Genomic DNA, 13,089 nt, shown 5'->3' with positions numbered 1-13,089 from the left:
GACGATCGGACGGCGACCGAACCCGAGTCGAGCGCGGGGCGCGAGTGCCCGCTGAGCAATCACTCGGCGGCGTTGGCGCTGATGCCGCGAAGCCCCCGCTCGGAGCGATACCCTTGAGCAGGGTAATTCGACGTCAAGGAGCTGATGTGGAACACCTGCGAGGCAAGGGCGCATCGTGTGTAGCCGTCGTCTGACCGGCAACGGCTGACTCCGAGCTACCCATGCGCGAACCGATCGATCTCGCCGATTCGGCGGAACGGACCCGTGCGGCGCTCGCCGCCGCCGTGGCGCGATTCTCCGAGGCCTGGGCGTCGGGATTCCCGCCCGATCTGTCCTCCTATCTGCCCCGCGAACCGGCCGATCGGCACACGATGCTGATCGAATTGATCAAGGTGGACCTCGAGTTCCGCTGGCTTCGCTACCACTTCCCCAAACGGCTGATCGACTACCGCGCGGAATTCCCCGAGCTGCGCAGCGCTCCGTTCCCGGCCGATCTGGTCTACGAGGAATTCCACGCCATGCGCCGTAGCGGCCGCCGCGACGCCGCCGATTCGGACGGCACCGCCACCGCGACGGCGGCCGATCCGGAGCTCGACCGGTTCACCAGCGACTACCGCAGCACGATGATCGCGCGGCCGAGCGCCCAAGTCGCGCTCGACGCCATCGACGTCGGCGATCGGGTCGATGATTTCGACCTCCTGATGCGGATCGGTGTCGGCGCGTTCGCCCAGGTGTACCTCGCGCGGCAGCAGTCGATGCAGCGACTGGTCGCGGTCAAGATCTCGCACAACCACGGCAACGAGCCGCAGACGCTCGCCCAGCTCGACCACGAATACATCGTGCGGATCTTCGACCAGCGACTCATCGCCGACGGCGAGCTGAAGCTGCTCTACATGCAGTATCTGCCCGGCGGAACGCTGCTCGACGTGCTGCGCTTGTCGCGCACGACGCCGCCCGAACGTCGCAGTGGGCAACTGCTGCTGGACGCCATCGACAAGGTGCTCGCCGACAAGGGCGAGGTGCGGCCGACCGAGTCGGCTGTCCGGACCAGGATCGCCGGACTGACCTGGCCGGAGACCGTGGTATGGCTGGGGCGCCGGCTCGCGGACGCGCTGGAGCACGCGTCCGAACGTGGGGTGCTGCATCGCGACATCAAACCCGCGAACGTGCTGCTGAGCGCCGAGGGAATCCCGAAGCTGGCCGACTTCAATGTCAGCTTCAGCAAACGTGTCCGGGGCACCAGCCCGTTGGCGTACTTCGGCGGGTCGCTGGCATACATGTCGCCGGAGCAACTCGAGGCCTGCCACCCCGACCTGCCCGCGACCGCCGTGGAACTGGATACGCGAAGCGACATCTTCGCGCTCGGCGTCATGCTGTGGGAGTTGCTCACCGGGCGCCGCCCCTTCGCGGACGAGACGTCGGCGGGCGATTCGCAGACGTCGCTGGCCCGCATGATCGCACTGCGGCGCAGGCCCATCGGTCCGGCGTTCCTGTCGGAGCTGCCGCCGGACTGCCCCATGGCGCTGCGCCGCGTGCTGCTGAAGTGTTTGTCGCCCGACCGTGCGGACCGCTACTCGTCCGGCTCGGAATTGGCGCAACAACTCGACCTGTGCCTGGAGCAGCGGGCCCGCGATCTCGTCTATCCGCCCCCGGACAGCTGGCGCGCACGGCTCGCGAGCAGGCCCACTCCGGTTCTGTGGTTGTCCTCGCTGGTCGGTGTCGGCCTGGCGACGATCTACATGGCCGTGCACGTCCAGGACCTGATCAGAGAGCGCCTGCCCGATGCCACAAACGCGCAGCTCAACATGGGTGTGTACGTCTTCGTCCTCATCGCCTGCCCGCTGTCCATCGTGATCTACGCGTATATGTCGCGGGATCTGCTCGCGGTTCCGCGCGGCTTGCGCGAGGGCAGACGCTACGACGAGGCACTGCTCGCGCGAGTGCGGTCGCGAACATTGTTCTGGGGGGACATGTGTGCGCTGAACACCTTCCAGACCGGGATTACGGCAACGGTGACGGGGGTGTTCCTCTGCCTCTGGCTCACCGATCTTCCGGCGCGACTGGTGATACACGCGGCGATGACCGTTTTCATGGCGGCTGTCATCTCCGTCGCCTACACGTTCTTCCTGTCGACGTTCTACATCGTCCGCTGTGTCTATCCGATCTATTTGCGTTACAGCCGCACGACGGCGCACGACTTCGGCGTCATCCGCACGCTGCGCCGCAGAACCACGATCTATCTCGCGGTCACGGCGTCCGTGCCACTGGTCGGGGTGCTGGCCGGATTCAGCCTGCTCGAACCCGAGGAACTTCCGTTGGTGCGCGATTCGGTCCTCGGGTTGTGCGCCGTCGGCGGGCTCGCGTTCGTCGCCGTGTACTGGCTGTTCCGCACGCTGGACGCGGACTTGCGCGCGCTCCAGCGGGTGGTCCAGGCGTCAGCGGCGGACGTGGACTGATCCGCGCGCACGCCCACGACCGCTGTCCTACCGCTCACGGCAGATCACCACCGGGCTCGCGGCGTGATGCAGCAAGTTCTGGCTCGTCGATCCGAGGACGAGTCCGGTGAGGCGGTTGTGCCCACGACTGCCGGTCACCAGCAGTTGGGCTTTCTCGGCGTGGGCGAGCAGCGCCTGCGCGGGCGTGTTCTTCTCGACCACTTTGGTGACCGTGACGTCCGGGTATTTCTCGCACCATCCGGCCAAGCATTCGGACAGTAGTGCCTCCTCCTGCTGAGCCAGCACATCCCACGCGTCGGGCACCGGGGTCCACTGCAGCAGGTCCGGGTCGTTCCACGCGTGCAAGGCGGTCACTTCGACGCCGAGTGTGGACGCCAGCTCGAACGCCTCGCCGAGCGCCGCGGAACTACCCGGGCTCCCGTCGACGCCGACGAGCACGGGCCGCTCGTCCGGCTGTGGCTGGTCGAGCCTGCCTCGCCATACGGTCACCGGACAGGCCGCCTTGTTCGCGACCGTGAGCGCGGTCGATCCCAGCAACAGCGTGGACAGCCGGTCCTGGTGTTTCGCCGCGACGACGACCATGCGCGCTTCCGCGCTGTGCTTGATCAACTCGCGCGCGGGCGAGCCGTCCTCGACGGTCCGGTGGATCTCGATGTCCGGCTGATCGGCGCGCACGGCGTCGAATGCCTCCTCGACCTTCTGCTTCGCCGCCGCTCGGAGTTCGGGCAGCAGATTGACCTCGGCCAGAGCGGAGGAGGTCATGGGGTAGTCGAGGGCGGGAACCACGCCCAGCAGCACCAGCGTGGCGCGCTGCCGATTCGCGACGGCTCCGGCCCAGCGCGCTGCACCCACAGCGGTCGGGCTGCCGTCGATTCCGACGACGATCGACTGACGGTCGGCTGGTGTGCTCATTTCGTCTCCGTTTGCGGCTGTGACATGGTCACTTCCACAGTCGCAGCGGGGACCCGCTCCGCACCGGGGGCGGTGGCCCCTGATGGTCGGGACTTAAGACCCTCACCGGGCGAAATTGCCCGCCGAGGCCGGAGCGGGCTACCGAGCGAACCGGGCGATCGCCCGCAGGACGGCGGCGCCCATGGCCGTGCTGCCCGTGTGCCCGGAATCGTCGATGACCTGTAGTTCCGCGTCGGGCCACGCCTGGGCCAGCTGCCAGGCGGTGTACAGCGGGGCGCTCAGGTCGAGTCGGCCGTGGATCAGCACGCCTGGAATGCCCGTGAGCCGGTGCACGTCACGCAGCAACTGCCCGTCCTCCAGCCAGGCCGCGTTGGCGAAGTAATGCGTGCAGATTCGCACGAAGGCCATTCGCGCCGCGTCCGGCTTCGCGCTGTATTGCCCTGGGCTGCCCAGGTTCTCGTGCGCGATCACCGCGTCCTCCCAGGCGCACCACCGCCGCGCCGCCGACTCGCGGGTCTGCACGTCGGGGCTCTCGATCAGTCGGTGATAAGCGTCGACGAGGTCGCCGTGGCGGTCGGCGAGGGGAACGCCGGTGCGGAAGGTCTCCCACTGTGCTGGCAGGAGTTTCGCGACGTCCCGGTAGAGCCAGTCGATCTCCTCTTGCCGGGTCATGGTCACCCCGACCAGCACGATCTCGCTGACCCGCTCGGGGTAGCGCTGGGCGTAGGCGAGGATCAGCGTCGAGCCCCAGGAACCGCCGAAGAGCAACCACCGGTCTATTCCGAGGTGTTCGCGCAGACGTTCCATGTCCGCGATCAAGTGATGCGTGGTGTTGTGCGTGAGGTCGACCGACGGGTCGGAGGCATGCGGCAGACTCTCGCCGCAGCCACGTTGATCGAACAGGACGATTCGGTAGGCGGCCGGGTCGAAACTCCTCCGTGAACCGCGCCGCCCGCCGCCGCCCGGCCCGCCGTGCACGACCAGCGCGGCCTTCCCGTCCGGGTTACCGCTGGTCTCCCAGTAGATCCGTTGGCCGTTCCCGACGTCCAAGAGTCCGTGCGCATACGGCTCGATGTCGGGAAAGGGCTGCGGCGCATCGGATCGCGCGTGTGGCGTGGACACGGTCGACCACACTACCGGTGAGCAACCAGGTGACCTGGTGTTCGGCAACCGCGGTCTGCGTGAACAGGGCTAGTCGGAATCGTGTCGGACCCGGCCGGATAACCACGCCCCGCAGTTCGCTGAATCGGTGAGCGAGGCCGCCTTTCAGTCCGGCCCGCAACATGCGGCGGTGACGCACGTCACCCCGCGGTTTCGTTACGAAGAGCGGGTCGGCGACATCTTGTGTTCGTCCAGTGCGGCAGCACGGGACATCGGCAGTGAGGGGCCTCCTCGCTGCGCTCGCCACTGCAGAAAGAACGGAAGGACATCATGAGCAAGGTCTGGTTCGTCACCGGCTCCTCTCGCGGTCTGGGCCGAAACTTCGTCGCGGCCGCGTTGTCTCGCGGCGACAAGGTGGCCGCGGCCGCTCGCAGTACCGAACATCTCGCGGAATTGGTCACCGCCTACGGCGACGCGGTGCTCCCGCTCGAGCTGGATGTGACCGACAGGGCAGGAGTCTTCGAGAGCGTGAAGCATGCCCACGCGCATTTCGGCCACTTGGACGTCATCGTGAACAACGCGGGTTACGGGCTACTCGGCGCGGTCGAGGAACTGACCGAGCAGCAACTGCGAGATCAGTTGGAAACCAACTTCTTCGGCACGGTATGGGTCGTCCAGGCCGCGCTGCCATATCTGCGGGAGCAAGGCAGAGGGCACATCATCCAGATCTCGTCGGTGGGTGGTCTCGCCGCCTGGCCGCTCGGTGGCGCGTACCACGCTTCCAAATGGGCGCTGGAAGGCCTGAGTGAATCCCTCGCCCAGGAGGTCGCCGGCTTCGGTGTCAAGGTGACCTTGGTCGAGCCCGGCTCCTACGCGACCGACGGCGCCGCCGGAGCGGTCCACGCCCAGGCCGACCCGCGCTACGACGGACTCCGCGCGGCGTTCGCCGCCTACGCGCAGAGCCTCGATTCCGGCGACCCGTCCGCCGCGGGCCGGGCGTTGCTCGAGATCGCGGACTCCACCAACCCGCCTTTGCGCGTGTTCTTCGGTTCCGGGGGAAATCAAATCCTTCCGCAGGTCTACGCCGACCGGCTCGAGACCTGGGCCGAGTGGAAGGAGCTCTCGGCGGCGGCTCAAGGCCACACGCCCGCAGCCTGACTCGGTGCGACGCGACCGGCCTGCAGAACCCCACCTGGACACGTGTTCCGGGTGGGGAGGTGCACCCGCGGCGTCACAAAACGGCGGGCACCCGCGTCTAGTGGATTGAACAGCTGGGTCCGCTCGACCCATTCCGGTACGGCTCGCGAAACGGCGTGAGCATCGAAGCGAAGGAGTGCGAATGTCGGTCGTCAGATCTCCGCGTCAGCGGTTTCGATGGTGGCAGGTGCTCGTAATAGTGTCGGCTCTGCTGGTGGTGAACATGGCGGCGCCGGCCGGGGCCGAACCGAGCGGAGCCCGAACGCCCGATTCGACGTTTCTCGCGGAGGGGCAGTACGTCGAGACCGCGACGGCACGTTTCCACTACCGGAAAGCGGGCGAAGGACCGCCGCTCATTCTCCTGCCAGGCGGCTCGCTGTGGTCCTATACCTATCGCGACATCATTCCGGCTCTCGCCACCGCGCACACCGTGTATGCCGTCGACCTGCCCGGCAGCGGGTACACCACGCCGCACGATGCCGACTTCGGATACGACGTGGGGGCCATGTCGGACGCGTTGCGGCAGTTCATGTCCGCGGTCGGGGTTACCCGCGCGTCCGTCGTCGCGCACTCGCTGAACGGTTCGGTCGCAGTCGATTTCGCCGCACGGCATCCCGAACAGGTCGATCGTCTGGTCCTCATCGCGCCGCTCGTGTTGGACACCGACCTCAACATGAACATGCGGCTGATGCGCCAACCCGGTGCGGGCGAGCTCGCCGCCTCCGTCATGACCGAGGAGATCTACGTGGCGGGCCTGCGCGGGGCCTACGCGCACCCGGAGATTCTCACCGATGAGCTGGCGGACACGTATTGGACTCCGCTCAGCCGCACGGAGAACCGGACCGCGATGTGGAAGCAGCCACGCACTCTCGATCTGGTCGTAGTACAGCGAGAATCGAGCGCGATCGAAGCCGACACGCTGATCCTGTGGGGCGAGAACGACCATGTCGTCGACCCGTCACAGGCTCGGCCGCTCGCTCAGCTGATCCCCCACTCGACACTGCGGATCATTCCGGGCGCCGGACACAATGTCCATGAGGACGATCCCGCCGCGGTCGCGCTCGAACTGACCGGATTCCTCGGACCGCGCTAGCTCACACCCGTGCCGGGCCGGTGGCGGCCCGGCACGGCTCGTCCACAGCGGTCAACGGTCCTCGGTGAGAACAGGTTTGAGATCGAGGACCGGCGTGCCGTGCACAGCTTCGAGGTTGCGGACGTGGATGCGGGTTCCGGTGACGGCCAGGACATGGACGCTGTGCAGACCGATCGGATTGGGCCGATGCGGTGCGCGGGTGACGAAGACGCCGGTGGTCGCGCGAGTCGCGTCACCACGCGGGTGGACGGTGAGTGTTTCGCGGTCGGCACGATCGAGCCAGGTCAATACCAAGATGTCCATGCCTGCGGCGAGTCCGTCGAGGGCGCGGGCATATCGGTCATCGATGACCAGCCAGGCCGGCGGGGCTCCTTCGTCGGGTTGGCGGGGAGCGGTGGCGGGGTCGGTCAGCACGGATTCGACGTGCCCGATCGGGCACAGCGTGTAATCGGTCATGATGTCCTTGCCGTTCTCGCAGGTGGTTCGAGCCCGTTGCCCTCGGGCGTCGAATCACCCAAGAGCGACGGGCTCGGCTTTCAGAATATTGCCGATATCAGGACTGCCGGATCACCGCGAGGTCGAACTCCAGCGTCACCTTCGGAGCGACCATGCCCGCGGCCGCCTTCCAGTGCACCCCCCAGTCCTTGCGGTTGATCGTGGTTGCGCCGGTGAAGCCGACTCGGAGGGCGCCGTTCGGGTCGTTCCGCACGCTGGCCGGTTCGAAGTCGACGGTCACCGGCTTGGTGACACCGCGGATGGTCAGGTCGCCGGTGACCTGGACTGTGGTCTCGTCGACGCGCGCCACCCTGGTCAGGGCGAAGGTGATCGTCGGATGGTCATCGGCGCCGAGGAACTTTCTGCCCAGCAGGTCGTCGCGCCGCCGGTTGCGTGTGTCGATGCTCGCGGCCTGGATCCGCAGGCGGCCGCTGGATTTCGAGGGGTCGCCGAAGTGCAGATGCGCGCTGCCGTCGAATTCCCCGAAATTTCCGCGCACCCGGGTGGCCATGGCGTGCCGGGCGATGAAGCCGATTCGTGTGCGGGCGGTATCGATGACGAAGTCGCCGGTCAGGTCGGCGAGTTCGATGGTGGTTGACATGGTCGGTCACTCCTGGCGATGTCGGATGGTTCGGGCGAGCCGGCCGCTCGAAGCGTGGTGCGGTAACGCGGGTCTCACGCCCGGTCGGGATCGCGGGTGATGGTGCGCGCGATGGCGAGGGCGGCGAGTTTGTCGGGGTTACGGATGCCGTAGCCGTTGACGATCACGTCGTCGACGATGTCCAGCACGAGAACGGCCTCCAGATGGTCGCCGGTGTAGATGGCGACCGCGGGCTCGCTGTTGCAGTTCACCGGCTCGATCCGCATGCCGGGCCTGCGGTGCACTGCTTGCAGCAGGTTCAGCAGAATCGTGGCAACTTGCTCGGCGCCGGTCATCACCAACTGGCGTACCGCGGTGATCTTGCCGCCGCTGTCGGTGGTCCAAGTGACATTCGGCGCGAGCATCGACAGCAGGCCCGCCAGGTCACCGGTGGTCGCCGCCGTCATGAATTTCTCGGTGAGCTCGGCGATGCGGGCGCTGTCGTAAGGCCCGAACCGGTTGCGTCGCGACCGGACGTATTCGCGTGCGCGGTAGGCCATTTGACGCACCGCCGCCGCGGATTTGCCGACCGATGCGGCGATATCGTCGTAACCGAAGGCGAATACTTCGCGCAGCACGAACACCGCGCGTTCATCCGGGGTGAGCGATTCCAGCAGCACGAGCATCCCCATCGAAACCGACTCGGCGAGAACCAGATCACCCGCGGCATCGTGCTCGGTGAGCAGCAGCGGCTCGGGCAACCATGGTCCGATGTATTCCTCGCGGCGGCGAGCGCTGAGCCGCAGCGCGCTGAGCGCCTGCCGGGTCACCACCTGCGCGAGATACGATTTGGTGTCCCGCACCGTCGCAAGGTCCACCTGGGCCCACCGCAGGTAGCTGTCCTGCAGCACGTCGTCGGATTCGGTCGCCGAGCCGAGGATTTCGTAGGCGATCGTGAACAGCAACGGCCGCAACAGGGTGAACCGCTCGGCATGCTCATCGGTAGTGCTCACGAGTTGGCCGCCATCTCCGAATCGGACAGCGGGAGCCGCCTGCCGCCCTTGAGCCAGAACAGCGAGCCGGGCTTGCGGGCTTCCCATCGAATTCCCCACAGCGTCCACTTGGTAGCCGTCTCCTTGATCGGCGCGCCGACGCGGCCGGAGATATGGGCGTTCATGGGTGTGTCGTCCTTGTGCGCGAGCTGCACGATGCCCGCGCGGCGGCCGAGGCTGACGTTGGATCCGAGGAACGCCATGTCCAGTGCCGCGGGCGCAGTGCCTGCGATGCGGGCCAGCACCGTGTCGGCGGCGTGAGCGCCGAGCGGCCCGGCGGCTTGGCAGCTCATGCGCAGCGGCTGGTTCGACGGGGCGGCGGCGTCCCCGGCCGCGACGATACGGTTGTCGTCGACGCTGGTCAGGGTCTCGTCGGTGAGGAGCCGCCCGAGAGCGTCGGTGTGCAGGCCGCTGCGTGTGGCCAGCTCCGGCACACCGAACCCGGCGGTCCAGATGGTGACCGCGCTCGGCACCACGCAGCCGTCGGACAAGACGATCGACTCCCGCAGGACCTCGGCCACCCGCACATTCTCGAGCACCTCGACGCTGTTGCGGGCCATCCACCGGGCCACCACCCGTCGCGCCCGCTCCGAAAAACTCGGAGCCAATCGATCGCCGCATATCAGTGTGACGGCGCGCCCCTGTTCGCCCAGTTCGGCCGCTGTTTCGATCCCGGTGAGCCCGCCACCGACCACGGTGATCGGGGCCTGCGTCGGCAGCTCATCGATGGCGGCCCGCAGGCGGTGAGCGTGCTCCAGTTCCGCTATGGGGTAGGCGAATTCGACCGCTCCCGGCACTGTGGTGGGCGGGGCCGCGGTGCTGCCGACCGCGTAGACGACATAGTCGTAGTCCAGTGCGCGGCCCGATGCCAGCTCTACGGTCCGCGAGGCGGTATCGATGCGGGTGGCGTCATCGACGACCAGGCGCACACCGTCGCCGAGCAGCGGGCCGTAGTCCGCCTCGGCCTCTCCGGTACCGGCTACGAATTGATGCAGCCGCAGTCGTTGGACGAAGGTCGGGCGAGAGTTGACCACGGTGATCTCGACGTCGTCGCGCTGCCGCAGGCGATTGGCTGCCACGGTGCCCGCATAGCCGCCGCCGATGACCACGACCTTGAAGCTGGTGCTGTTGTGCTCCGTCATGCCCACGAGACGCTGCCGACCACCGAGAAATAACAGTAGGTGATGCAGTTCACTGACCGGTCAGGCCTGCCGGCGAACTCACCGCCCGCAGTCGCGGTTGTGGTGCGGCGTCCAGCGTGCGGCCCGTCCCGCCGGAGGACCCGCGGAGTGGGCGCCGCCCGAGGTCACCGCCCCCGAATCACCCCGGCTCGCTCCCCGCTGGACGATCACAGTTCGCGCAGTTTTCGTCAGGCGGCCTGTGCCGCGGGGTCCGGCTTCGGGGCGACGACCCGTTCCCGGGTGCGCAGCGAAGCCCACAATGCGGCGGTGGCGGCGGTGCACGCCGCGGCCCCGCCCACGTGCACGACGACCAGCGCCGCAGGGACGTCGGTGAAGTACTGCACGATGCCGACCAAACCCTGTGCGCACACCAGTCCCAGCAGCACGAAGAGGCGGGTGCGCACGGCGGGTGTGATACCGACCGCGAACAAACCGAAGGCCAAGCCGATCAGCAGAGCGAGGTAGCCGACGAGCAGCTGCGAATGCAGATGCACCAGGGTGACGATCTCCACCTGCAACCGCTCTACGGGACGTTCGATGCTCTTGTCGCCCGCGTGCGGGCCTGCGGCGGTCACCAGGGTGCCCGCGACCAGGACCGCCGCGAGCGCGACCCCCGCCAGCGCGGTCAGCCAGCGCAGCGGCGCGGGAGCCTGCACGGTGTCGATGCCGTCGTCGGATTCACCGATCTTCGCGTACAGCACCACCGCGAGCCACACCATCACCATGGACGCGAGCAGGTGCGTCGACACGGTCCACCACAGCAGCCCGGTGCGCACCGTGATGCCGCCGATGACCGCCTGCACGACGGTGCCACCGGGCATCAGCCACGCGTACACCAGCACCTCGCGGCGGCGGCGCGCCCGGGTCACGGCCAGCACGATCGCCGCCGCGCACAGCGTGACCACGAAAGTGAGCAGCCGGTTGGAGAACTCGACCGCCTGGTGGATGGCCGGGACCTCCGACACCGCGACCGGCGTGAAACTACCGGGGAAGCACTGCGGCCAGGTCGGGCAGCCCAGCCCGGACGCGGTGACGCGCACGACCGCGCCGGTCACCGAAATGCCCGCCTGGGAGAGGATGACCGCGAGCGCGATCAGGCGCTGCACCCGCGAGGAGGGCAGCGGCAGCTTGTCGACGAGTCGCAAGAACGCGCGATACAGCACGTCGAAAATGGTAGCCGGGCCGGATCCGGCGGTTTCATCCGGTCTACTACATTTCGTCGTTGAAGCTCAGTGGAAGCGGAACAGGCGGGTGGCCGCGACGCCCGACACCGCGCCCCACACCGCGAGCACGGCGATCCCGAACCAGTCGACGCTGGTGTGCATCGCGCTCTCCAGCGCTTCGGCCAACGCCCCCGAGGGCACCAGCCTGGCCAGTACGCTCACCACCGCGGGCAGGTCGTCGGAGGCGAACACGATGCTGGCGACGCCGAGCATGACGAACCACAGGATGTTCGCCAGCGCGAGCACCACCTCGGCCTTGAGAGTGCCGCCCAGCAGCAGGCCCATCGCCGCGAACGTCGCGGTGCCGAGCGCGATCACCGCCGCGCCAAGCAGCAACCCGAGCGGTTCCGGCCGCCAGCCCAGCGCGAAGCCGATGAGGCCGAGCAGCACGGCTTGCAGCACGACCACGATGAGCACGGCCGCGCACTTGCCCGCGATGACGCCCCAGCGCGGCAGCGCCGTCGCGCCGAGCCGCTTGAGCGCGCCGTAGCGGCGGTCGAAGCCGACCGCGATGGCCTGACCGGTGAACGCGGTGGACATGACGGCCACCATCATCACCGCGGGCACGATCTTGTCCACCCGGTCCGCGCCGAGGTCGCCGAACGGCAGCAGGCTCAGGCCGACCAGCAGGGTGATCGGGATGAACATGGTCAGCAGCAGTTGTTCGCCGTTGCGCAGCAACAGGATCAGTTCGAGCCTGGTCTGCGCGAGCAGCATCGCGGCACGGGTGCTCGGGCGCGGGGCGGGAGCGAAAGTGCCCGGCGCGAAACGGTTGGCGGTCCGGTCGTGCTCGCTCATCCGCGCAGGTCCCGTCCGGTCAGTTCGAGGAAGACGTCCTCGAGGCGGCGCTGGTCGATCCGGATGTCGGTGGCCAGCACGTTCATCCGCGCGCACCACGCGGTGACGGTGGCGAGCACTTGCGGATTGATCTCGCCCTCCACCAGATAGGTGCCCGGCGTGGTCTCCCGGGGCGCGAAGCCTTCGGGCAGGGCGTTGGCCAGCAGTTCCAGGTTCAGTTTGGGCGGCGCGCAGAAGCGCAGCTGCCCGGCCGCGCCGTGGGCGGTGACCTCGGCCGGGGTGCCGGAGGCGACGATGCGGCCGTGGTCGATGATCACCAGTTGGTCGGCGAGCTGCTCGGCCTCGTCCATCATGTGCGTGGTCAGCACGACGGTCACCCCGTCGCGGCGCAGGGCATCGATCAGCTCCCAGACGATCAACCGGGCCTGAGCGTCCAGCCCCGCGGTTGGCTCGTCGAGGAAGACGATTTCCGGCTTGCCCACCAGTGCGCAGGCGAGAGCGAGCCGTTGCTGTTGTCCGCCGGAGAGGCGGCGGTAGGGGGTCCGGCGGTTGTCCTGGAGGCCCAGCGTGCGCAGCAGCCAGTCGGGGTCGAGCGGGTCCGCGGAGTAGGCGGCCACCAAATCGAGCATCTCGCCCGCCCGCGCACCGGGATACGCGCCGCCGCCCTGCAACATGACGCCGATGCGGGGGCGCAGTCGTTCGGAATCGGCCACCGGGTCCAAGCCGAGCACGCGCACCGTGCCCGCGTCCGGCGCGGCGAATCCCTCGCACATCTCCACCGTCGTGGTCTTGCCCGCGCCGTTCGGGCCGAGCAGCGCGAGCACCCGCGCCGGTTCCACCTCGAACGTCAGGCCGTCCACGGCCGTGATGTCGCCGTACCGCTTGACGACGCCGTCCACGCTGACAGCAGGCCCGGAAGCTGTCGTCACGACGCCGCCTCGCCGGCGCTCGATTCCGGCGCACCCGGTGATGCTGTGTAGATGGCTCCCTCGCCACGCTCG

Annotated in this window: 12 protein-coding genes; 3 read left to right on the top strand and 9 right to left on the bottom strand. The window is 68.1% G+C overall.

The genetic code is table 11. The features are described from left to right. Positions 1-221: 221 nt before the first annotated feature. On the top strand, positions 222-2,456 hold the full coding sequence (locus ACFV2O_RS12510) for a serine/threonine-protein kinase (protein ID WP_379251881.1): 2,235 nt from the start codon (positions 222-224) through the stop codon (positions 2,454-2,456). 27 nt (positions 2,457-2,483) lie between these two features. On the opposite strand, the gene ACFV2O_RS12505 is transcribed toward ACFV2O_RS12510, so the two are convergent. Together ACFV2O_RS12505 and pip are read right to left on the bottom strand one after the other, a co-directional pair. After that, positions 2,484-3,368: a universal stress protein gene (locus ACFV2O_RS12505; protein WP_379251880.1), complete on the bottom strand. Its 885-nt coding sequence runs from the start codon at positions 3,366-3,368 to the stop codon at positions 2,484-2,486. A 138-nt stretch (positions 3,369-3,506) separates the two neighbouring features. Further along, positions 3,507-4,490, bottom strand: coding sequence for a prolyl aminopeptidase (gene pip / locus ACFV2O_RS12500; RefSeq protein WP_379251879.1), 984 nt, complete (start codon positions 4,488-4,490; stop codon positions 3,507-3,509). A gap of 306 nt (positions 4,491-4,796) precedes the next feature. Between pip and ACFV2O_RS12495 the strand changes: the two genes are divergently transcribed. Both ACFV2O_RS12495 and ACFV2O_RS12490 read left to right on the top strand, forming a co-directional pair. Beyond that, on the top strand, positions 4,797-5,627 hold the full coding sequence (locus tag ACFV2O_RS12495; protein WP_379251924.1) for an SDR family NAD(P)-dependent oxidoreductase: 831 nt from the start codon (positions 4,797-4,799) through the stop codon (positions 5,625-5,627). A 181-nt stretch (positions 5,628-5,808) separates the two neighbouring features. Next, a complete protein-coding gene (locus ACFV2O_RS12490) occupies positions 5,809-6,759 on the top strand; it encodes an alpha/beta fold hydrolase (protein ID WP_379251878.1) in 951 nt (316 codons plus the stop codon). 51 nt (positions 6,760-6,810) lie between these two features. Here the strand turns inward: ACFV2O_RS12490 and tsaA are convergent, their stop codons facing one another. The 7 genes from tsaA to ACFV2O_RS12455 form a co-directional block, all read right to left on the bottom strand. Beyond that, entirely contained in the window at positions 6,811-7,215 is a 405-nt protein-coding gene (tsaA, locus tag ACFV2O_RS12485) for a tRNA (N6-threonylcarbamoyladenosine(37)-N6)-methyltransferase TrmO (protein ID WP_379251877.1), read from the bottom strand. Positions 7,216-7,312: 97 nt separating this feature from the next. Next, positions 7,313-7,855 (bottom strand): YceI family protein, encoded by a 543-nt coding sequence (locus tag ACFV2O_RS12480; RefSeq protein ID WP_379251876.1) that lies wholly within the window; start codon positions 7,853-7,855, stop codon positions 7,313-7,315. Positions 7,856-7,929: 74 nt separating this feature from the next. Further along, positions 7,930-8,847 (bottom strand): RNA polymerase sigma factor SigJ, encoded by a 918-nt coding sequence (sigJ, locus tag ACFV2O_RS12475; protein ID WP_379251875.1) that lies wholly within the window; start codon positions 8,845-8,847, stop codon positions 7,930-7,932. Next, on the bottom strand, positions 8,844-10,028 hold the full coding sequence (locus tag ACFV2O_RS12470; protein WP_379251874.1) for an NAD(P)/FAD-dependent oxidoreductase: 1,185 nt from the start codon (positions 10,026-10,028) through the stop codon (positions 8,844-8,846). Before ACFV2O_RS12470 ends, sigJ begins: the two co-directional genes overlap by 4 nt. Before the next feature lie 227 nt (positions 10,029-10,255). After that, positions 10,256-11,230, bottom strand: coding sequence for a heme A synthase (locus ACFV2O_RS12465; protein ID WP_379251873.1), 975 nt, complete (start codon positions 11,228-11,230; stop codon positions 10,256-10,258). Positions 11,231-11,296: 66 nt separating this feature from the next. Beyond that, positions 11,297-12,088: an ABC transporter permease gene (locus ACFV2O_RS12460; protein ID WP_379251872.1), complete on the bottom strand. Its 792-nt coding sequence runs from the start codon at positions 12,086-12,088 to the stop codon at positions 11,297-11,299. Further along, positions 12,085-13,017 carry an ABC transporter ATP-binding protein gene (locus tag ACFV2O_RS12455; RefSeq protein ID WP_379251871.1) on the bottom strand — a complete coding sequence of 311 codons (933 nt, stop codon included), beginning with the start codon at positions 13,015-13,017 and terminating at the stop codon, positions 12,085-12,087. Before ACFV2O_RS12455 ends, ACFV2O_RS12460 begins: the two co-directional genes overlap by 4 nt. Positions 13,018-13,089 lie beyond the last annotated feature (72 nt).

This window comes from Nocardia sp. NPDC059691 (assembly GCF_042733915.1).
Taxonomy (GTDB): domain Bacteria; phylum Actinomycetota; class Actinomycetes; order Mycobacteriales; family Mycobacteriaceae; genus Nocardia; species Nocardia sichangensis.
This window is presented reverse-complemented; position numbering and strand designations above follow the sequence as displayed.

Excerpts from the sequence above, each read along its gene's own strand:
- ACFV2O_RS12490 (WP_379251878.1), top strand. The coding sequence starts at position 5,809 with ATGTCGGTCGTCAGATCTCCGCGTCAGCGGTTTCGATGGTGGCAGGTG.
- ACFV2O_RS12470 (WP_379251874.1), bottom strand. The coding sequence starts at position 10,028 with ATGACGGAGCACAACAGCACCAGCTTCAAGGTCGTGGTCATCGGCGGC.
- ACFV2O_RS12505 (WP_379251880.1), bottom strand. The coding sequence starts at position 3,368 with ATGAGCACACCAGCCGACCGTCAGTCGATCGTCGTCGGAATCGACGGC.
- ACFV2O_RS12510 (WP_379251881.1), top strand. The coding sequence starts at position 222 with ATGCGCGAACCGATCGATCTCGCCGATTCGGCGGAACGGACCCGTGCG.
- ACFV2O_RS12460 (WP_379251872.1), bottom strand. The coding sequence starts at position 12,088 with ATGAGCGAGCACGACCGGACCGCCAACCGTTTCGCGCCGGGCACTTTC.
- tsaA (WP_379251877.1), bottom strand. The coding sequence starts at position 7,215 with ATGACCGATTACACGCTGTGCCCGATCGGGCACGTCGAATCCGTGCTG.
- ACFV2O_RS12480 (WP_379251876.1), bottom strand. The coding sequence starts at position 7,855 with ATGTCAACCACCATCGAACTCGCCGACCTGACCGGCGACTTCGTCATC.